The sequence below is a fragment of the Pseudomonas sp. LBUM1672 genome (genome assembly GCF_059695655.1).
This window is the reverse complement of the sequence record NZ_CP166781.1, coordinates 1,550,639-1,569,188: the sequence shown is the minus strand read 5'-3', so window position 1 is coordinate 1,569,188 and position 18,550 is coordinate 1,550,639. Positions and strand designations below refer to the sequence as shown.

Below are 18,550 nucleotides of genomic sequence, written 5' to 3'. Positions count from 1 at the left end.
CCTCGTTCAGGTCGGCGTTACCGTTCGAGGATTAGCAGATGAAGTTCGAAGGCACCCAGGCCTACGTCGCCACCGATGACCTGAAGCTGGCGGTCAACGCCGCCATTACCCTGGAGCGTCCACTGCTGGTCAAGGGCGAACCGGGTACCGGCAAAACCATGCTCGCCGAGCAACTGGCCGAGTCCTTCGGCGCCAAGCTGATCACCTGGCACATCAAGTCCACGACCAAGGCGCATCAGGGCCTGTACGAGTACGACGCGGTCAGCCGCCTGCGTGACTCGCAGCTGGGCACGGAAAAGGTCCACGACGTTCGCAACTACCTGAAAAAGGGCAAGCTCTGGGAAGCGTTCGAGTCTGAAGAGCGGGTGATCCTGCTGATCGACGAAATCGACAAGGCTGACATCGAGTTCCCGAACGACCTGCTGCAAGAACTCGACAAGATGGAGTTCTACGTCTACGAGATCGACGAGACCATCAAGGCCAAGAAACGCCCGATCATCATCATTACTTCCAACAACGAGAAAGAGCTGCCGGACGCTTTCCTGCGCCGCTGCTTCTTCCACTACATCGCCTTCCCGGATCGCGTGACCCTGCAAAAGATCGTCGACGTGCACTACCCGAACATCAAGAAAGACCTGGTCAGCGAAGCGCTGGACGTGTTCTTCGATGTGCGCAAGGTCCCGGGCCTGAAGAAAAAGCCATCGACCTCGGAACTGGTGGACTGGCTGAAGCTGTTGATGGCCGACAACATCGGCGAAGCGGTATTGCGCGAACGCGATCCGACCAAAGCGATTCCACCATTGGCAGGCGCCCTGGTGAAGAACGAACAGGATGTTCAATTGCTTGAGCGCCTGGCGTTCATGAGCCGTCGCGGCACCCGCTAAGAGGCTGATCGCCATGCTGCTCAACCTGTTCAATGAAATGCGCGCAGCCAAGGTGCCGGTATCGGTGCGCGAGCTGCTGGACCTGATCAACGCGCTGAAACAGCGCGTGACCTTCGCCGACATGGACGAGTTCTATTACTTGTCCCGGGCGATTCTGGTGAAGGACGAACGGCATTTCGACAAGTTCGACCGTGCGTTCGGCGCCTACTTCAATGGCCTGGAAAAACTCGACGATCACCTTCAGGCGTTGATTCCCGAAGACTGGCTGCGCAAGGAATTCGAGCGTTCCCTGACCGAAGAAGAACGGGCCGCGATCCAGTCCCTCGGCGGCCTGGACAAGCTGATCGAAGAGTTCAAGAAACGCCTCGAAGAACAGAAAGAACGCCACGCCGGCGGCAACAAATGGATCGGCACCGGCGGCACCAGCCCCTTTGGCTCCGGCGGTTTCAACCCGGAAGGCATTCGGGTCGGCGATGCCGGCAAGCGCCAGGGCAAAGCGGTCAAGGTGTGGGATCAGCGCGAGTACAAGAACCTCGACGATTCGGTGGAACTGGGCACGCGCAACATCAAGGTTGCCCTGCGCCGCTTGCGCAAGTTCGCCCGTCAGGGTGCGGCGGAAGAGCTCGACATCGATGGCACCATCGACCACACCGCACGCGATGCCGGCCTGCTGAATATCCAGATGCGGCCGGAGCGGCGTAACACCGTCAAGTTGCTGCTGCTGTTCGACATCGGCGGCTCGATGGACGCGCACGTGAAGATTTGCGAGGAGTTGTTCTCGGCCTGCAAGACCGAGTTCAAGCACCTGGAGTACTTCTACTTCCACAACTTCATTTATGAATCGGTGTGGAAGAACAACATGCGCCGCACTTCCGAGCGAACTTCGACCCAGGACCTGCTGCACAAGTACGGTGCCGACTACAAAGTGATCTTCATTGGCGATGCTGCGATGGCGCCTTATGAAATCACCCAGGCCGGCGGCAGCGTCGAGCACTGGAACGAAGAAGCCGGTTATGTGTGGATGCAGCGGTTCATGGAGAAGTACAAGAAGGTCATCTGGATCAACCCGTATCCGAAAGATACGTGGGGCTATACGTCGTCGACCAATATTGTGCGGGACTTGATTGACGACCAGATGTATCCGCTGACGTTGCGCGGGCTGGAGGAAGGGATGCGGTTTCTGTCCAAGTAATCTCGGTTGCCTGTACTGACGCCATCGCGGGCAAGCCCGCTCCCACAGGATTGGAGGTGTTCACACATTTTGTGAACACCATTTCCCCCTGTGGGAGCGGGCTTGCCCGCGATGCTTTTAGCGACCTGAAAACCGCCGCAAATATTCGACCTGTTGCCGATGCGCGACATCCTGCACCACCGGCCGCAACCGCACTTTCGCCCCCGGCAAACATTGCGCCAGCCGCGCCAACGCCAACGGCGTCAACGCCCCCAGTCGCGGATAACCACCAATGGTCTGCCGGTCATTGAGCAACACAATCGGCTGTCCGTCCGGCGGCACCTGGATCGCCCCCAGCGGGATACCTTCGGAAATCATCGGATTGCCCTGGTACTGCAACGCCGTTCCCAGCAAGCGAATGCCCATGCGATCGGCGCGGCTGTCGAGGGTCCAGACGCTGTTGAACGCATCGAACAGACTTTGTCCGCTGAACTCACCAATCTGCGCGCCGAGGACCACATCCAGTGGCGAATCGACGTTGAAGTCCGGCCGATGTTCTGCCGGCAACTCCCGCAGCAATATCAGCGCACTCCCGCCATAGCTCAACGAAGCGTCTTTGGCCAAAGGCCGGCCCATACCATCCAGACCGCCGAGTTCTTCACGGACCACTGTCGCGCTGCTGCCCAACACCTTCGGCGCGTCGAACCCGCCGGGTGCCGCCAGATAAGCCCGTGCCCCGAGCAGCGGCTGAGTGAACTGCAATCGCTGGCCTTTGTTCAGCCGAAAACTGCGCCACGGCGCCAGTGCCTCGCCATTCACTTGCGCGCCCAGGTCCGCCCCGGCCAGCGCCAACACGCAATCTTCCTCGGCCACCACGCTGAAGCCGCCGAGGGTGATTTCAATCACCGGCGCATCCAGCCGATTGCCCAGCAACCAGTTGGCCCACGACATCGAGCGCCAATCCAGCCCGCCACCCTGGGTCACGCCCAGATGCCGCACGCCGAAACGGCCGGCGTCCTGCAACAGGCACAACGGCGTACTCGCTTCAATCAGTAGACGGCTCATGCCTGGGCCTCCAGTGGCGTGTCGTCGCCGCCCAGGTTGATGAATTCGGCATGGCTGACCGCTTCAAAGCGCACGGTATCGCCCGGTTGCATCAGGCTGTAGCCGTCACGGTCGCGGTCGAACAGCTTGGCCGGCGTGCGACCGATCAGGTTCCAGCCACCGGGGGAAACCACCGGGTAAGCGGCGGTTTGCCGCTCGGCGATGCCGACACTGCCGGCAGCCACTTTTTTGCGCGGCGTATTCAGGCGCGGCGCGGCGAGCACTTCCTCCACCAGCCCCATGAAGGCAAACCCCGGCGCGAACCCCAAGGCGAATACCTGATACTCGCGCTCGCTGTGACGGCGGATCACGTCCTCCACCGACAACCCGCTGCGTTGCGACAACAGGCTCAACTCCGGTCCGACGCTCAAGTCATACCAGACCGGCAGCACATGGCATTGACCGCCGGTGCTCGCGTTGGGCGACAGGTCGATCAGCGCTTCGGCGATCAGTTCCCGGGCCTGAGCCGGACTCAACGCCGTCAGATCGTAATGCACCATCAACGTCGTGTACGACGGCACCAGATCGATCAGATGCCCGGCGAACGCAGTGCGCAGGTTTTCGCTGGCCGCGAGCATCCACGGCATATTGGCTTCGCTGATTTCATCAAAGAGACGCACCATCAGGCAATCCAGCGCTACCACCTCAACCCGCGGTTTCATGGTGCGCTCTGCTGATCAAGGGCTTCGCGAATCCGGCGCACGGCTGCCACCGAACTGGCGTTGTCGCCGTGGACGCAAAGGGTATTGGCCTGCAAGTGCAAGGCGCTGCCGTCGCTGGCGGTGAGGGTGTCGCCACGGGCGATGGTCAGCGCCTGCTCGATAATTCTTTCGGGATCGTGGTGCACCGCCCCCGGCAGCTGCCGCGAAACCAGCATGCCGGCACTGTCGTAGGCGCGATCGGCGAAGGCTTCGAACCACAGGGTCACGCCGTACTCATCGCCCAGTCGCTGGGCGGCGCTGTTGTCGCGCGTGGCCATCAACATAAGCGGCAAGGTCCGGTCATAGGCCGCCACGGCCTGAAGCACGGCACGCAATTGCGCCGGATTGGCCATCATGTCGTTGTACATCGCGCCATGAGGTTTGACGTAACTGACGCGCCCGCCCTGGGCCCGGCAAACGCCGTCGAGGGCACCGATCTGGTAATGCAGGATGTCCTGAAGTTCCTGGGCGGCGTAGGCCATGGAGCGTCGGCCGAAACCGACCAGATCCTGATAGGCCGGGTGCGCGCCGATCTGTACGCCGTTGCTCAGGGCCAGGCTGACGGTCTTGCGCATGATGCTCGGGTCGCCGGCATGGAAGCCGCAGGCGATGTTGGCGCAATCGATGAAGGGCATGACCTCGGCGTCCAGACCCATGGTCCAGTTGCCGAAACTCTCGCCGATGTCGCAGTTCAATAGCAGGCGGCTCACGGTGAACACTCCTGTAGGCATATTCTTTTTTTACTGCGGGGCAGTTGCCTGCAGATTATCAGTTGCTGGCGTTTTGTTATTGGGCGTCGAGTTGTTTGCCACGGGTTTCCGGCAGGCTCAACGCCGCAAGAATCACCACGCCGTAGGACACCGCCGCAAACGCCCCGATGCCTACGCTCAACGGCACCGTCTGACTCAACAAACCGATCAGCAGCGGGAACAATGCCGCCAAGGCACGACCGATGTTGTAGCAAAAGCCCTGCCCTGAACCGCGAATCCGCGTCGGAAACAGTTCAGTCAGAAACGCGCCCATGCCACTGAAAATCCCCGAGGCGAAGAAGCCCAGCGGGAAGCCCAGCCACAGCATCACGCCATTACTGACGGGCAATTGGGTGTAAAGCAGCACGATGGTGAACGAGCCGACGGCAAACAGGATGAAGTTCTTTTTGCGGCCGAGGATGTCAGTCAAATACGCGCTGATCACGTAGCCGACGTAGGAACCGACGATCACCATCGCCAGATAACCGCCCGTGCCGAGTACGCTCAAACCGCGTTCGTTCTTCAGAAAAGTCGGTAGCCAGGACGTGATCGCGTAGTAACCGCCCAGTGCACCGGTGGTCAGCACCGACGCGCGAATCGTGGTGAAGAGGATGCCGGGGGCAAAAATCTCGTAGAACTTCGCGGCGTTGCCGGGCTCCTGCTTGGCCTTGGCTTCCCGGTAGATTTCCGGGTCCTTCACCAGGCGGCGGACGAAAATCACGAAGATGGCCGGCACGATGCCGAGGATGAACAGAGCGCGCCAGGCATCTTCCGGCGGCAATACCGAGAACAGCAGCGCATAGAGAATCGCCGTCAGCCCCCAACCCAGCGCCCAGCCCGATTGCACCATGCCCACCGCTTTACCGCGGTCCTTGGCGCGAATCACCTCGCCCATCAGCACCGCGCCGGCAGTCCACTCACCGCCAAAACCGAAGCCCATCAAAGTGCGGCTGATCAGCAGTTGCTCGTAGTTTTGCGCGAAGCCGCAGAGGAAGGTGAAAAAAGCGAACCACAGCACCGTCAGTTGCAGGGTGCGCACACGGCCGATGCGGTCCGACAGAATTCCCGCCACCCAACCGCCGATGGCCGAGGCAATGAGCGTGCTGGTATGAATCAGCCCGGCCTCGCCGGTGGTGATGCCCCACATTGCAATCAGGGTCGGTACCACGAAGCTGAGCATTTGGGTGTCCATGCCGTCCAGGCCATAGCCGATCTTGCAGCTCCAGAAGGTGCGGCGTTCCTGCTGATTGATGTTGCGGTACCAGTCGAAAGGTCCCGGGCGAGGCGTGGCTTTGGGGATGTCGAGCGTGTCGGGCGCACTCATGGCAAATCTCCGTGCAAATTTTATTGGTATTGTTCTGAGCCCCGACGACGCCTATCGTGGGAACCGGATGGCCTGATTTTTGGGCGCCCGGCCCTGTTGCGTCCAACTAATAAAACCCCGCCCTAGACATAAGAATTCTTTATCCCCGAGCAAATCCCATGAACCTGAAGTTTCTCGAGACCTTTGTCTGGGTCGCCCGACTCAAGAGTTTTCGCCTGACGGCAGACAAGCTCTTCACCACCCAGGCGTCGATTTCCAGCCGCATCGCGGTGCTCGAAGGCGAGCTCGGGGTGAAGTTGTTTTTGCGCGACTCGCGCGGAGTGAGCCTGACGCCGGAAGGCTTGAAAGTGCTCGAATACGCCGAGCAGATGATGGACACCATGCAGGCCCTCAAGCAGTCGATCGAGACGCGCTCGAGCAAGGTCGGACGCGTGCGGATCGGTGTGATGGACACGGTGATTCACACCTGGCTGAGCCCGTTGGTGGCACAGATGATGGATCACTATCCGCTGGTGGAGATCGAGCTGGTGGCCGATACGGCGCTCAACCTCTGCGATCAGCTGCAAAAAGGCTTTCTCGATCTGATCCTGCAAACCGACCTGGTGCGCCAGGAAAGCGTGCGCAGCCTGGAGCTGGCAAGCCATCCGATGGGGTGGATCGTGGCCAGTAGCTCGATCTACAACCGCGAGTACACAGGCATTGCCGACCTGGCTCGGGAGCGAATCATTACTTACTCGAAAAACTCCCATCCGCATCAGGACATTCTGGGTCTGATGCAGGCGAACGGGGTCATGACACCCCGGCTGAACTGCGTGAATTCGGTGTCGGCGATTACCCGGTTGCTGCGCGACGGATTCGGGATTGGCGCGTTGCCGCCGGTCCTGGTGGCCGAGGAGCTGGCGCGGGGGGAATTGACCTTGCTGACTATCGATCAACAGCTGCCTAATTTGCAGGTCGTGGTGTCGTGGCGAGTGGGCGTGGAGTGGGTCGAGGAGATTGTCGCGTTGTGTCAGCAGGTGCTGGAGGGGTATGCGCGCAAGGTGGGCGAGGACTACATCTCCCTCAGCAAGCCAACCGTCTAAACCTGATACACAAACCCTGTGGCGAGGGAACTTGCTCCCGCTGGGCTGCGCAGCAGCCCCGAAACAGACACCCTCAGTGCGCCAGGCAAACCGCATTTTCCGGATTTACGACTGCTGCGCAGCCGAGCGGGAGCAAGCTCCCTCGCCACAAAAGCTCCCTCGCCACAGGGATCGCATTGGACCCCTTACAGGCCGCGCACATCCCGATCTTCAATCGGACGGCTCTGGCGCAGTCGTTTGCCGCCCAGCACCACCCAGTCAATAAGACGGAACAGGCATTCGATGCCGAAGGACAGCAGCAACGCGCCGCTCATGCCCCAGATCATCGCTTCCGGTGTCAGCAGGATCTGGTAGCTGTAGCCATTCCAGGTTTCCTTACGAATATCCGGATCAGCCGCCAGCGCAACCTGCAGGACGCGGATGTACCACGGGCCCTGCATGGCCTGGAACTGTTTATCGAGCGCCAACTGACGGGTGAGCAAGGTGCTCAGGCTCTCTGCGTCGCTGCGGAAAATCGGGTCTTCGCTGGCACGGTAATGAGCGACCAGCGCCTGCATATCGCCTTTGAAGAATTGATTGGCCGTGCCCTGGAAACCACTCAAGCCGGTCTGCGCCTCGATCAGATGCGCCTCGACCCGTTTCGCGTAATCGCTGATGAACCCCGGCACCTGGACACCGATCAACAAGCCCGCCGCAAACAACACCAGCCGTAAATAACTGAGCAACATGAGGGGTGAGTCCTTATTCGGTCTTGCCCTGGCTGACGCATTCGCCGCGTCGCCAGAGGCTCCATTGGCCCGGTTCGTAGCGGGTCCAGGTTTCGTTTTCGGTCAGGGGTTCGGTGGCGATCACCGTGACCACATCGTTGGGCGTGGTTTCGGCCTGGAAGTCGACGATCACATCGACATCCTTCAACCGCGCCGGGCCGAATGGCGCACGACGGGTGATCTGGGCCAACTTGGTCGAGCAATAGCAGAACAGCCAGTCGCCGTCGCTCAGCAGGCAATTGAACACGCCTTTGCTGCGGTATTCGGCGCAAGCAGCCACCAGGTCCGGCAGCAGCGCTTCGATTTCTACCGGTTCCGGAAACGCTGCACGTACCCGGTTGAGCAGATCGCAAAACGCCGCTTCGCTGTCAGTGTCACCAACGGGGCGGTAAAAGCTTTTGATCGGTTGAAAGTCCGCGAGCTGGCCATTGTGGGCGAAACACCAGTTGCGGCCCCACAGTTCACGCACAAAAGGGTGCGTGTTGGACAGGCAGACCTTGCCGACGTTGGCCTGACGTATGTGCCCGATCACCACTTCGCTTTTGATCGGATAGCGTTGCACCAGGTTTGCCACTTCGGACTCGCAGCTCGCGGCCGGGTCCTGAAACAGCCGCAGGCCGCGCCCCTCGTAGAAGGCGATGCCCCAACCGTCACGGTGCGGGCCGGTGCGACCACCGCGTTGCATCAGCCCGGTGAAGCTGAACACGATATCGGTCGGCACATTGGCGCTCATGCCCAATAACTCACACATGCTCGGATTCTCGCTTCAAGGCCGGGTTACAAACGCGGTTCGACCCGCAAACGCTGAGGGTTGCTCGGCACTGGCGGCCGACCGTAACGATCATCGCCGGCACCGCCGAACGGATGATCGTCGTCAGGATCGTCGGCCCGGGCCGCGGCCTTGGCGGCGGCTGCCTGTTCCTTGCGAGCGTTGGAGGCGCGTTCGAGCGGGAAACGGATCAGCACGAAAACCAGGTAGATGCCGAAGGCGATCATGCCGTACATGAACAGATCGGAAACCGCTCGCCAGGCGTTATTGCCCACCTTGAACAGCAGATCAAGCGCGGTGATGGCGATGGCCGGGGCCACTTTTTCCTTCACCGGATCGATGATGGTCGGGCTGAACAGCAGCACGGCAACCAGCAGCCGCAGCGGTTCACGCAGCCAACGCCACATCCAGCGGGTGATGCGCATCCACACCAACAGGCAGCCTAAAGCGGCAAAGGCGTAGAGGCCCCAAGCGATCAGATAGTCGTTCTCGGTCATGGTGTCCATGGCAAGGCAGGCAAAGAGGCGCTTATAGTAACGACTTTTCGCCCGTCAGGCTTGCTCCAATGCCTGGCCGCTACGCCTGACTCCTGTGGGAGCGGGCTTGCTCACGAATGCGGTGTGTCAGCCAACACAGATGTTGAATGTGCAGGCCCCTTCGCGAGCAAGCCCGCTCCCACAGGGATTTGCAGCGGCATCAAGACACGCGCGCGCCCTATTCCGTACAACGTCCGAGAGTCCTTCATGCCCTTATCCGCCAACGTCACCAGCGCCCCGATTGCCCACAAGGCCGACGGCCCTGACCCGTATGCCTGGCTGCAGGAGCGCGACACCGACGCGGTGCTCGACTACCTCAAGGCTGAAAATCGCTATCAAGAAGCACAAACCGCCGATCAGGCCGGGCTGCGCGAAACCCTGTTCGAGGAGATCAAGGGCCGGATTCTCGAAACCGACCTGTCGCTGCCCTCCCCTTGGGGCCCGTTCCTGTATTACACGCGCACCACCGCCGGAGACGAATACGCCCGCCACTACCGCTGCCCGCGTCCGGCCGATGACAGCCTGCAGCTCGATGAAAGCAAGGAACAACTGCTGCTGGACCCGAACGAACTGGCCAATGGCGGCTTCTTCTCCCTGGGCGCGTTCAGCATCAGCCCGGACCACCAGCGCCTGGCCTACAGCATCGACTCCACGGGCGATGAGATTTACACGCTGTTCGTGAAGGAATTGTCCAACGGTCGTGTCAGCGAACTGGAGTTCCAGGACTGCGACGGCAGCATGACCTGGGCCAACGACAGCCTGACGCTGTTTTTCGGCGAACTGGACGACACCCACCGTCCGCACAAACTGTTGCGCTATCGACTCGACGGCACGGCGGCCGAAGAAGTGTTCAACGAGCCGGACGGTCGCTTCTTCCTGCATTGCTACCGCTCCAGTTCCGAGCAGCAATTGCTGCTGTCGCTGGGCAGCAAGACCACCAGCGAAGTCTGGGCCCTCGACGCCTCGCAGCCGCAGCAGGCCTTTACCTGCCTGGCGCCACGGGTTGAAGACCATGAATACGACGTCGATCACGGCACGCTGAACGGTGAATGGGCCTGGTTCATTCGCACCAACCGCGACGGCATCAACTTCGCCCTGTACACCGCCGTCGATACAGGCGTTGCGCCGACCGAGGCCGACTGGCAGAACCTGATCCCACACAGCGATAGCACGATGATCGAGGGCATGAGCCTGAACGTCGGCGCCATGACCCTGAGTCTGAGGGTCGGCGGCTTGCCGGTGATTGAAGTCCATCCGCAGGACCTGCCGAGCTACCGCGTGCAACTGCCGGATGCGGCGTACAGCCTGCATGTGCAGAACAGCCTGGAATTTGTCAGCGACAGGATCCGCCTGCGATACGAGGCTTTGAACCGTCCGGCGCAGATCCGCCAGCTTGAGCTGGACAGTGGTGAGCAGATAGTCCTCAAGGAAACCCCGGTGCTCGGCCCGTTCGACGCCGACGCCTACGTCAGCCAGCGCCTGTGGGCGACGGCACCCGATGGCACACAAGTGCCGATCAGCTATGTCGTCAAACGCGAAGCACTTGGACAGCCGACGCCGCTGTATCTATACGGCTACGGCGCCTATGGCGAAAGCCTCGACCCATGGTTCTCCCACGCCCGTCTGAGTTTGCTGGATCGCGGCGTGGCGTTTGCCATCGCCCATGTGCGTGGTGGCGGCGAACTGGGCGAAGCCTGGTATCGCGCCGGCAAGCAGGAACACAAGAACAACACCTTCAGCGACTTTATTGCCTGTGCCGAGCACTTGATCGACAACGGCTTCACCACGTCAGCGCAATTGGCGATCAGTGGCGGCAGTGCCGGTGGTTTGCTGATCGGCGCGGTGCTCAATCAGCGGCCGGAGCTGTTTGGCGCGGCGATCGCTGAAGTGCCGTTCGTCGACGTGCTCAACACCATGCTCGACCCGGACCTGCCGCTGACCGTCACGGAATACGACGAGTGGGGCAATCCTGAAGAGCCGGATGTTTATGATCGGATCAAGGCCTACGCCCCGTACGAAAACGTCACCGCGCAAGCCTATCCGGCGACCCTGGTGATTGCCGGCTACAACGACAGCCGCGTGCAGTACTGGGAAGCGGCGAAGTGGGTGGCCAAATTGCGCGCGACCAAAACCGACACTAATACCCTGCTGCTCAAGACCGAACTGGGCGCCGGGCACGGCGGGATGAGCGGTCGTTATCAGGGATTGCGTGACGTAGCACTCGAATACGCATTTGTTTTCAAGGTTTTGGGGATTGCCTGAGGAACTTGGCCCGGTGCGCTGGTCTTAAGACCAGACACCGGAGCCCGAGGCTGCACACCTCCCCCTGTGGGAGCGGGCTTGCCCGCGATGAGGCCCCTACATTCAACATTTATGTTGGCTGTTACATCGTCATCGCGGGCAAGCCCGCTCCCACAGGGATATGCAGTGAATCCAAATCCCGGAATAGAACAGACACAAAAAAAAGACCGTGCCGACATGTCAGAACCGACCTTACTGAACAACGAAATCCGCGACTGGCTGATGGACTGCGGCCTGTTCGATCAACTGCTGCCGGCGGACTTCGCCGCCGCCTCCGGCTACTTCAGCATCAGCACCATCCCCGAAGGCGAAGAGATTTTCCATGAGGGTGATGCCGGCAGCTTCATGTGCATCATCCACACAGGCCAGGTGTCGGTGCAGAAGACCAGCGGCGACGGGCAATTGGTGAACATGGCCACCTTGCGCAGCGGTCGCTCGTTCGGCGAAATGGCGGTGCTCGATGGCGAACGCCGCTCGGCCAGTTGCGTGGCCGCCAGTAACTGTCAGTTGCTGAACCTGGGCAAGGACTCCCTGGAAAAGATGATCAATGATGCGCCGAAAATCGCCGCCAAAATCATCCGCGCCCTCGCCGTCGCACTCTCCAAACGCCTGCGCATGGCCGACGGCCAACTGCTCTCGCAACAGGTTTAACCGCCGGGTGATTTGGTTTTCGTGTTGTTCGGTTCAATCCCCGGTACCGGTTGATCCTTGGTCGGAGGGCTGGGCATCTCGATCGGCACCAACGGCGGGCCGCCACTGCCAGGCCCGGTCCGGGGTGCGGTGGAGGGGGTTATTTGCGGATACGGCGTCGGGGTCGCGGTGCCGGGCGAACCAGGTATCGGCGCCGGGGTGATCGGTACGGGTTGCAACTGCTGGGCCTGCACTGCAGTTATCGAGAGCGCGGCCAAGGCAATGACCGTTAGAATGGTGCGCTTCATCAATGGCTCCGTTGGCCTTGTTGTCATTGGCAGGCTACTCCCAACTGCCTCTGTTTGCCTTCCCCCAATTTGAGATTTCCATGAAACGTTTCGTTCTGCTCGACACCGCCCCTATCCCTGAAAACGGCGGCGCCTTGTGCCTGTTCGAGTATGGCGAGGATTTCGTCATCAAGATCCAGGGCGGTGACGGCGGGCAGTTGATGAACACGCGCATGCACGGTTCCGAAGATGCCCTCGCCGAGATTCCGTGCCGCAAAGTGGCGGGCCGGCCGAACTCGCGGGTGCTGATCGGCGGTCTCGGCATGGGTTTCACCCTCGCCTCGGCCCTCAAGCATTTGGGCAAGACCGCTGAAGTGGTGGTCGCCGAGCTGGTGCCTGGCGTGGTGGAGTGGAATCGCGGGCCGTTGGGAGAGAAAGCCGGAAATCCGCTGCTCGACCCGCGCACTGTGATCCGCATGGAAGACGTGGCCAAAGTCCTGCAAGCCGAACCACAAGGTTTCGACGCGATCATGCTCGACGTCGACAACGGTCCCGAAGGCCTGACCCAACGGGCCAACAGCTGGCTTTACTCCGCCGGTGGCCTGAGCGCCTGCGCCAAGGCCCTGCGGCCCAAAGGCGTGCTGGCGGTGTGGTCGGCCAGCGCCGACAAGCAGTTTTCCGACAAACTGAAGAAAGCCGGTTTCAAGGCCGAGGAAGTCCAGGTCTTCGCCCACGGCAACAAAGGCACGCGCCACACCATCTGGATTGCCGAGAAGCTCAAGGGCTGAGCTAAACTCACGTCATAACCGTCATTAGTCATTTACAAAGGTGAACCCATGAGTTCGTCAACGCCGACCAATACCTCGAAGCTGGATCGCATCCTCGCCGACAACCAGCGCGACAAGGAAATGGGTTACCGCGACAAAGCCCTGAAGATGTACCCGCACGTGTGTGGCCGCTGCGCCCGCGAGTTCTCCGGCAAGCGCCTGAGCGAACTGACCGTGCACCACCGCGACCACAACCACGACAACAACCCGCAGGACGGCTCGAACTGGGAATTGTTGTGCCTGTATTGCCACGACAACGAACACTCGCGGTACACCGACCAGCAGTATTTTCACGAAGGTTCGCTGAGCACGCCGAAAATCGCCAAGGCGACGCATAACCCGTTTGCGGCGTTGGCTGGTCTGATGAAGAAAGACGACTGAAGGTCTTCAGTGCCCCAACTTTCCTCATCGCTAGCAGGCTAGCTCCCACAGGGGATCTTCTGTGCACATGAGTATGTGTGAACGCCCAAGATCGAATGTGGGAGCTAGCCTGCTAGCGATAGCAATTGTTCAGACACCACCAATCTCCAAACCCGACACCCCTCCCCCAATCCCCGTATAATCGCCGTTTTTTCCCCGAAGGCACCCCGCTCGTGGCAGACAAACGGTACAGCTGCATTGGTTTGTATAACCCCAAATCACCGGAAAACGTCGGCTCGGTCATGCGCGCCGCCGGCTGCTATGGCGTGGCGTCCGTGTTCTACACCGGCAAGCGTTATGAACGCGCTGCCGACTTCGTCACCGACACCAAGCGCGTCCACTATGACATCCCGCTGATTGGCATCGACGACTTGAAGAAAATCCTGCCATTAGGCTGCGTGCCCGTCGCGGTGGAGCTGGTCGAAGGCGCTCGTTCGCTGCCGGAATACACCCACCCGGACCGCGCGCTGTACATCTTCGGCCCGGAAGACGGTTCGCTGGATAAAGAGATTCGCGACTGGTGCGAAGACGTGGTCTACATCCCGACCACTGGCTGCATGAACCTGGCCGCCACAGTCAACGTCGTGCTCTACGACCGCATGTCCAAGGGGCTCAATACCCGTTCCGGGGCAAAATTCCGCTGAATCACCGCACATTCGATGGAACAAGCGGACCGCCACGGCAGTCAGCTTAACTATCTATTGTTGAAGCAGCCTTTCCTGCCTGGAGACAGATCATGAGCGAACTCAAACGCGTAGAACGCATCGAATCCACCCCGTTCCAGACCCATTCCGAGCAAAACGTTCACGGCTGGGAGCGCGTTGGCTCGCTTGCCGGTGGCGTGCTGATGGTGGGCAAGGGCCTGCGCCGCGGCGGTATTTTCGGGTTGATCCAGGTGGCGATCGGCGGTGTAGCACTGGCTCGCGGGATTACCGGGCACAGCTCGGCCAAAAGCCTGCTGGAGAAAAGCCGTCAGGACATGAACACCGTTCGGGCGAAGATCGAGCGGGCCGGGGAAGAATTGAGCAAGTTGAAGGCGAATGCCGAGGCGGCGACCAATACCGCTACGGTGACGGGTAATGATTCGTTGAAGTCGCCTAAAACCGGGGTCTGATCCGGGATTTTCGCTGAGGCTGACGGCCTCTTCGCGGGCAAGCCCGCTCCCACAGAATTGGCGTGATCACACGTGTCCTGTAGGAGCGAGGCTTGCCCGCGAAGGCGGCGTTACTGAAGCAACTCGGTATCAAGCACCTTGGAAGACTCGCCAATCACACTTTCGGCGAGCTGAACAAACTCCTTGGTATCCACACTTTCCAAATGCATCGCCCCACGCAACACATCATCCAGCGACCGCTTGTTGCGCGTCTTCAAGCGAATCTCGCGATCCAGTTCCTGCAGTAACAACACCGCTTTTGAAACCTGCGCCGGGTTCACCTGTTCGCCACGCAACGTGGTGACTTTCTGGCTGTCCTTGACCAACCTGCCATGCAAACTTTCATAGCGCTCATCACTCATGCCACCGGCGCGGCGTATCAGTTCGATCGAGTAATACTCGGCAAACCCTTCGCTGATCCAGTCGCTGCGCTGTTTGTCGTTGATCCGCCCGGAGACCTGCACCAGTTCACGCACCACCGCGCTGGAGCCGCTTTCGCTGACCAGCGGCAGGCGCGTGTTCAGATAGATCGACTCACGCGCAGCCAAGCTGCCGCGCCACATCGGGTCGTTGGCGCCGACGATCAACAGTTTGGCGGGATGACGCGGGAACACCGCTTGAACCTGCGGCCAGACAAAGGTCAGCAGCGTCAGCACGTCCATGCGGCGCATGCCCTGGCCCTGAGGCGAGGCGACGGTGACTTCGGTTTCCCCAAGCCTGGTGCGACGGCTGCCGAGGTGGCCGGCGAGCATCCAGCCGGTGGGCCGGTCGAACAGACGGGAAACGTTGTCGATGCGGAATTTGTTCTTGCCGATGCGCGGCCAAGCGGTTTCGACGCTTTTCCAGCCTGTGGGCAATTCGAATTCAAGGCGTGACACCAGCTCGATGCCGTCCTGCTGATCGAGTTTGGCCGGCGGCACCAGGTCGTCGCCGCGCATCAGCGCCCAAGTCGGGGTCATGCGCGTATCGAAGCTGCCGCTCTTGCGCCCATGGCTGATGCGCACGCGGTAAGTCAGGCTGGCCTTGTCAGTGGCCGGACGCCAGACACCGCGCGCCTCTTTGCCCGGTGTGAGCTGCCATTGGCCGTCGGCCTTGAAGTCGCTGTAGTGGCTGCCGTCGCCCAGATCGAAATCCAGACTGCGCACCGCCGAGCCTTGGGCCAGCGTCAGCCGCACTTCGGCCTGATCGCTTTGCGGCAACAGGCGCACGTGGTAATCCAGATCGACCTTCTTCGCCGCCCACGCGGACGAATTCAGGGCCAAGAGCCCAATGGCCAACGCCCGCCGCAATCCCACAGCCATACACACTCCTGTTGTGGCGAGCGAACGTGCTCGCGCCGGGCTGCTTGGCGGCCCCTTTTTTTTGTCGTTACTGCCTGTTGGCTGCCACACATGCAGTGGGCATTCAGCCTGCCCGGAAAATCAGATGATCTTCCCAGTCGTCTTCGGCCACGCTGCCTTCGGCGAGCATGCGCCCGGACTGGGAAATACGTTCGTGGTGCACCGCATCGCGATCACCGCACACCAGGTGATGCCACAGGGGCAAGTCCTTGCCTTCGCTGACCAGACGATAGCCGCAAGTCGGCGGCAGCCATTTGAACTCGTCAGCCTTGCCCGGCGTGAGCTGGATGCAATCGGGGACGAAGTCGCGGCGGTTCGGGTAGTCGGTGCACTGGCAGGTTTTCAGGTCCAGCAGCTTGCAGGCGATGCGCGTGTAATAGACCGAGTTGTCCTCTTCATCTTCGAGCTTTTGCAGGCAGCACAGGCCACAGCCGTCGCACAGCGATTCCCACTCCTGCGGATCGAGTTGATCGAGGGTTTTGCGTATCCAGAAGGGTTCGACTTTGGCGGCCATGGCTCAGCATCAACATCAGGTGGTGAAAAGGCCGCCAGTCTAGTGCCAAGGCACTTGCGGGCCAAGCATTGGCGACTGCCGGTATAACGGGGCTTGTCAGTTTTTGCGCCGCCACGTAGCTTTGCCAGTCGCAAGGAGCCATGCCCAAATGCCATTAACGCTTAGCCGCGTTGCATTCAGGTGAACTGCCAGGCTCTCGAAAGCCTTAGCGCTCAGCTCAACTGCGCCCGCAGGCTTTAGACGACCCTCACTTTCAGACGAAGCAAGGAAACTCTTGATGAGTGCAAATCCACGCGTTGCCGATTATGCGATCCACCCTCAGTTCACCGATCGCTGGTCGCCCCGCGCCTTCACCGGCGAAACCATTCCCGAAGAAACCTTGCTGAGCTTCTTCGAAGCCGCGCGCTGGGCGCCATCGGCCTACAACTCGCAGCCTTGGCGGTTTCTCTACGCGCGTCGCGACACGCCGAACTGGGAACGATTTCTGGGCCTGCTGAACGAATTCAACCGTGGCTGGGCACAACACGCCTCGGCGCTGGTGATCGTGATTTCCAAAACCACCTTCGCCGTCCCCGGCGCCACCGAAGAAACCCCGGCGCTGTGGCACACCTTCGACACCGGTTCGGCCTGGGGCCACCTGGCGTTGCAAGCGAGCATCAGCGGCTGGCACACCCACGGCATGGCCGGTTTCGATCAGGACCTGACCCGCAAGGAGCTGAACATTCCTGAAGGTTATGCACTGCACGCAGCGGTGGCCGTGGGCAAACTGGGCGACAAGGCAACGCTGGCCGATTACCTGCAAGCCCGCGAAGAACCAAGCCCGCGCCGCCCGCTGAGCGAACTGGCCGCCGAAGGCGACTTCACCCTCTAAGCCACACCGCAAAACCAATGTGGGAGCGGGCTTGCTCGCGAAAGCGATGTGTCAGTCAGCATAATGGTTGACTGACACACCGCTTTCGCGAGCAAGCCCGCTCCCACATTTTGATTGGGGCGAATTTAATAACCGCGGTTGAAGTCGACTTCCCCGCGCAATGCCTCACCCGCCTGATACGCCCGCAGGTTTTCGACAAACAGGTTCACCATCATCGATGGCGAGGTCGGTGCCGAGCTGTGGCCGGTCAGCAGCAAGCCCCAGGCGGTCCAGAACGGATGGCGCTGCGGCAGCGGCTCCTGGCGGCAGACGTCGATCACCGCGCCCGCCAGATGCCCTTCTTTCAAGGCTTCCACCAGGTCCGCGTCGACCACGGCCACGCCACGGCCGACGTTGATGAACAACCCGGTCGGCTTGAACTGCTTGAACAGCGCCGCATCGTACAAGTCGTGGGTGTTGGGTGTGTTGGGCAGCAGATTGATGACGAAATCCACTTCACCGACCAGACGCGGCAAGTCCGCCAGCGCGCCGACTTCAACAAACGGCGCCTGCTCCCGGGCTTCGCTGGCGATGCCGTACAGCTCGACGCCAAACGGCACGAGGAACTTCGCCACGGTCTGACCGATGTCACCGGTGCCGACGATCAACACCTTGCGCCCCGCCAGGCTTTGGCCCTGACGACTGTCCCACTTGCGCTCGACCTGGCTGACCAACCGCGCCAGCACTTCGCGCTCGTGGCCGAGCATGTACGTCAAAACGTATTCGGCCATGACCTGACCAAAAATCCCGACCGCACGGGTCAGGCGATAATCGCGGCGCAAACCGTCGGCCAGTAGCGGCGTGATGCCGGCCCAGGTCGATTGCAGCCATTGTGGCTGGTGGCCTTGGCGCAACAGGTTCGCCAACAGATCCGGCTGGCCCAGCCAGATCGGACAGTCGGCCGCCTGGCGGGCCAGTTCTGCGGAGTCACCGCTGGTCAGCACTTCCAGATCAGGCGCAGCCTGACGCAACAGTTGGGCGTACACAGGGTGGTCGTGTTCAGCAATCAGAACGCGCATGGTTCAAACCTTTCAAAAACAGTGCAGACGGCCGCCGACGGAGTTTCGCTCCGCCGCCCTGG

At 60.9% G+C, this 18,550-nt stretch carries 21 protein-coding genes; 10 read left to right on the top strand and 11 right to left on the bottom strand.

Going from position 1 to position 18,550, the window contains the following annotated elements:
* Positions 1-38 precede the first annotated feature (38 nt).
* Positions 39-884: an AAA family ATPase gene (locus tag ACA053_RS07075; RefSeq protein WP_010462104.1), complete on the top strand. Its 846-nt coding sequence runs from the start codon at positions 39-41 to the stop codon at positions 882-884.
* 13 nt (positions 885-897) lie between these two features.
* Positions 898-2,076: a vWA domain-containing protein gene (locus ACA053_RS07070; protein WP_077749161.1), complete on the top strand. Its 1,179-nt coding sequence runs from the start codon at positions 898-900 to the stop codon at positions 2,074-2,076.
* 117 nt (positions 2,077-2,193) lie between these two features.
* Here the strand turns inward: ACA053_RS07070 and ACA053_RS07065 are convergent, their stop codons facing one another.
* From ACA053_RS07065 to ACA053_RS07050, 4 genes are all read right to left on the bottom strand, one after another.
* Positions 2,194-3,120 carry a 5-oxoprolinase subunit C family protein gene (locus ACA053_RS07065; RefSeq protein ID WP_497316285.1) on the bottom strand — a complete coding sequence of 309 codons (927 nt, stop codon included), beginning with the start codon at positions 3,118-3,120 and terminating at the stop codon, positions 2,194-2,196.
* On the bottom strand, positions 3,117-3,821 hold the full coding sequence (pxpB, locus tag ACA053_RS07060) for a 5-oxoprolinase subunit PxpB (protein WP_497394821.1): 705 nt from the start codon (positions 3,819-3,821) through the stop codon (positions 3,117-3,119). Before pxpB ends, ACA053_RS07065 begins: the two co-directional genes overlap by 4 nt.
* Positions 3,818-4,570, bottom strand: a complete 753-nt coding sequence (locus ACA053_RS07055; RefSeq protein ID WP_109628458.1) for a 5-oxoprolinase subunit PxpA — start codon at positions 4,568-4,570, stop codon at positions 3,818-3,820. Before ACA053_RS07055 ends, pxpB begins: the two co-directional genes overlap by 4 nt.
* A gap of 76 nt (positions 4,571-4,646) precedes the next feature.
* Entirely contained in the window at positions 4,647-5,933 is a 1,287-nt protein-coding gene (locus tag ACA053_RS07050; RefSeq protein ID WP_497394820.1) for an MFS transporter, read from the bottom strand.
* 158 nt (positions 5,934-6,091) lie between these two features.
* Between ACA053_RS07050 and ACA053_RS07045 the strand changes: the two genes are divergently transcribed.
* The gene (locus ACA053_RS07045; RefSeq protein WP_497394819.1) at positions 6,092-7,015 is read left to right on the top strand and encodes a LysR family transcriptional regulator; all 924 of its coding nucleotides are present in this window, start codon (positions 6,092-6,094) and stop codon (positions 7,013-7,015) included.
* 185 nt (positions 7,016-7,200) lie between these two features.
* Here ACA053_RS07045 and ACA053_RS07040 read toward each other — a convergent pair whose 3' ends face one another.
* From ACA053_RS07040 to ACA053_RS07030, 3 genes are read right to left on the bottom strand one after another with little or no spacing between them, the layout of a single operon-like run.
* The gene (locus ACA053_RS07040) at positions 7,201-7,743 is read right to left on the bottom strand and encodes a DUF2937 family protein (RefSeq protein ID WP_109628455.1); all 543 of its coding nucleotides are present in this window, start codon (positions 7,741-7,743) and stop codon (positions 7,201-7,203) included.
* A gap of 13 nt (positions 7,744-7,756) precedes the next feature.
* Entirely contained in the window at positions 7,757-8,533 is a 777-nt protein-coding gene (locus tag ACA053_RS07035; protein WP_109628454.1) for a class II glutamine amidotransferase, read from the bottom strand.
* Positions 8,534-8,559: 26 nt separating this feature from the next.
* Positions 8,560-9,057 carry an MFS transporter gene (locus ACA053_RS07030; protein ID WP_109628453.1) on the bottom strand — a complete coding sequence of 166 codons (498 nt, stop codon included), beginning with the start codon at positions 9,055-9,057 and terminating at the stop codon, positions 8,560-8,562.
* Between the two features lie 237 nt (positions 9,058-9,294).
* On the opposite strand from ACA053_RS07030, the gene ACA053_RS07025 reads away from it, so the two are divergent.
* Together ACA053_RS07025 and ACA053_RS07020 are read left to right on the top strand one after the other, a co-directional pair.
* Positions 9,295-11,349, top strand: coding sequence for a S9 family peptidase (locus ACA053_RS07025; RefSeq protein ID WP_497394818.1), 2,055 nt, complete (start codon positions 9,295-9,297; stop codon positions 11,347-11,349).
* A gap of 216 nt (positions 11,350-11,565) precedes the next feature.
* Positions 11,566-12,039, top strand: coding sequence for a cyclic nucleotide-binding domain-containing protein (locus tag ACA053_RS07020; protein WP_109628451.1), 474 nt, complete (start codon positions 11,566-11,568; stop codon positions 12,037-12,039).
* On the opposite strand, the gene ACA053_RS07015 is transcribed toward ACA053_RS07020, so the two are convergent.
* Positions 12,036-12,326 (bottom strand): hypothetical protein, encoded by a 291-nt coding sequence (locus ACA053_RS07015; RefSeq protein ID WP_497394817.1) that lies wholly within the window; start codon positions 12,324-12,326, stop codon positions 12,036-12,038. The two genes, ACA053_RS07020 and ACA053_RS07015, sit on opposite strands and share 4 nt — an antisense overlap.
* 80 nt (positions 12,327-12,406) lie before the next feature.
* Here ACA053_RS07015 and ACA053_RS07010 point away from each other — a divergent pair, with 80 nt between their 5' ends.
* From ACA053_RS07010 to ACA053_RS06995, 4 genes are all read left to right on the top strand, one after another.
* On the top strand, positions 12,407-13,093 hold the full coding sequence (locus tag ACA053_RS07010; protein WP_027925870.1) for a spermidine synthase: 687 nt from the start codon (positions 12,407-12,409) through the stop codon (positions 13,091-13,093).
* Between the two features lie 48 nt (positions 13,094-13,141).
* A complete protein-coding gene (locus tag ACA053_RS07005; protein ID WP_010462132.1) occupies positions 13,142-13,513 on the top strand; it encodes a YajD family HNH nuclease in 372 nt (123 codons plus the stop codon).
* A gap of 212 nt (positions 13,514-13,725) precedes the next feature.
* Positions 13,726-14,196, top strand: a complete 471-nt coding sequence (locus tag ACA053_RS07000; protein ID WP_008153126.1) for an RNA methyltransferase — start codon at positions 13,726-13,728, stop codon at positions 14,194-14,196.
* 92 nt (positions 14,197-14,288) lie between these two features.
* Positions 14,289-14,666: a YgaP family membrane protein gene (locus tag ACA053_RS06995; protein WP_109628449.1), complete on the top strand. Its 378-nt coding sequence runs from the start codon at positions 14,289-14,291 to the stop codon at positions 14,664-14,666.
* Between the two features lie 110 nt (positions 14,667-14,776).
* Here ACA053_RS06995 and ACA053_RS06990 read toward each other — a convergent pair whose 3' ends face one another.
* Positions 14,777-16,006: a hypothetical protein gene (locus tag ACA053_RS06990; RefSeq protein ID WP_497394816.1), complete on the bottom strand. Its 1,230-nt coding sequence runs from the start codon at positions 16,004-16,006 to the stop codon at positions 14,777-14,779.
* A 103-nt stretch (positions 16,007-16,109) separates the two neighbouring features.
* Positions 16,110-16,559, bottom strand: coding sequence for a YcgN family cysteine cluster protein (locus ACA053_RS06985; RefSeq protein WP_109628447.1), 450 nt, complete (start codon positions 16,557-16,559; stop codon positions 16,110-16,112).
* A gap of 277 nt (positions 16,560-16,836) precedes the next feature.
* Between ACA053_RS06985 and ACA053_RS06980 the strand changes: the two genes are divergently transcribed.
* Complete coding sequence (locus ACA053_RS06980; protein ID WP_438658831.1) at positions 16,837-17,430, top strand: nitroreductase family protein; 594 nt, start codon at positions 16,837-16,839, stop codon at positions 17,428-17,430.
* A gap of 125 nt (positions 17,431-17,555) precedes the next feature.
* Here the strand turns inward: ACA053_RS06980 and ACA053_RS06975 are convergent, their stop codons facing one another.
* Positions 17,556-18,488, bottom strand: coding sequence for a D-2-hydroxyacid dehydrogenase (locus ACA053_RS06975; RefSeq protein ID WP_497334279.1), 933 nt, complete (start codon positions 18,486-18,488; stop codon positions 17,556-17,558).
* Positions 18,489-18,550 lie beyond the last annotated feature (62 nt).

Excerpts from the sequence above, each read along its gene's own strand:
- ACA053_RS07075 (WP_010462104.1), top strand. The coding sequence starts at position 39 with ATGAAGTTCGAAGGCACCCAGGCCTACGTCGCCACCGATGACCTGAAG.
- ACA053_RS07070 (WP_077749161.1), top strand. The coding sequence starts at position 898 with ATGCTGCTCAACCTGTTCAATGAAATGCGCGCAGCCAAGGTGCCGGTA.
- ACA053_RS07065 (WP_497316285.1), bottom strand. The coding sequence starts at position 3,120 with ATGAGCCGTCTACTGATTGAAGCGAGTACGCCGTTGTGCCTGTTGCAG.
- pxpB (WP_497394821.1), bottom strand. The coding sequence starts at position 3,821 with ATGAAACCGCGGGTTGAGGTGGTAGCGCTGGATTGCCTGATGGTGCGT.
- ACA053_RS07050 (WP_497394820.1), bottom strand. The coding sequence starts at position 5,933 with ATGAGTGCGCCCGACACGCTCGACATCCCCAAAGCCACGCCTCGCCCG.
- ACA053_RS07045 (WP_497394819.1), top strand. The coding sequence starts at position 6,092 with ATGAACCTGAAGTTTCTCGAGACCTTTGTCTGGGTCGCCCGACTCAAG.
- ACA053_RS07040 (WP_109628455.1), bottom strand. The coding sequence starts at position 7,743 with ATGTTGCTCAGTTATTTACGGCTGGTGTTGTTTGCGGCGGGCTTGTTG.
- ACA053_RS07035 (WP_109628454.1), bottom strand. The coding sequence starts at position 8,533 with ATGTGTGAGTTATTGGGCATGAGCGCCAATGTGCCGACCGATATCGTG.
- ACA053_RS07030 (WP_109628453.1), bottom strand. The coding sequence starts at position 9,057 with ATGGACACCATGACCGAGAACGACTATCTGATCGCTTGGGGCCTCTAC.
- ACA053_RS07025 (WP_497394818.1), top strand. The coding sequence starts at position 9,295 with ATGCCCTTATCCGCCAACGTCACCAGCGCCCCGATTGCCCACAAGGCC.
- ACA053_RS07020 (WP_109628451.1), top strand. The coding sequence starts at position 11,566 with ATGTCAGAACCGACCTTACTGAACAACGAAATCCGCGACTGGCTGATG.
- ACA053_RS07015 (WP_497394817.1), bottom strand. The coding sequence starts at position 12,326 with ATGAAGCGCACCATTCTAACGGTCATTGCCTTGGCCGCGCTCTCGATA.
- ACA053_RS07010 (WP_027925870.1), top strand. The coding sequence starts at position 12,407 with ATGAAACGTTTCGTTCTGCTCGACACCGCCCCTATCCCTGAAAACGGC.
- ACA053_RS07005 (WP_010462132.1), top strand. The coding sequence starts at position 13,142 with ATGAGTTCGTCAACGCCGACCAATACCTCGAAGCTGGATCGCATCCTC.
- ACA053_RS06995 (WP_109628449.1), top strand. The coding sequence starts at position 14,289 with ATGAGCGAACTCAAACGCGTAGAACGCATCGAATCCACCCCGTTCCAG.
- ACA053_RS06990 (WP_497394816.1), bottom strand. The coding sequence starts at position 16,006 with ATGGCTGTGGGATTGCGGCGGGCGTTGGCCATTGGGCTCTTGGCCCTG.
- ACA053_RS06985 (WP_109628447.1), bottom strand. The coding sequence starts at position 16,559 with ATGGCCGCCAAAGTCGAACCCTTCTGGATACGCAAAACCCTCGATCAA.
- ACA053_RS06980 (WP_438658831.1), top strand. The coding sequence starts at position 16,837 with ATGAGTGCAAATCCACGCGTTGCCGATTATGCGATCCACCCTCAGTTC.
- ACA053_RS06975 (WP_497334279.1), bottom strand. The coding sequence starts at position 18,488 with ATGCGCGTTCTGATTGCTGAACACGACCACCCTGTGTACGCCCAACTG.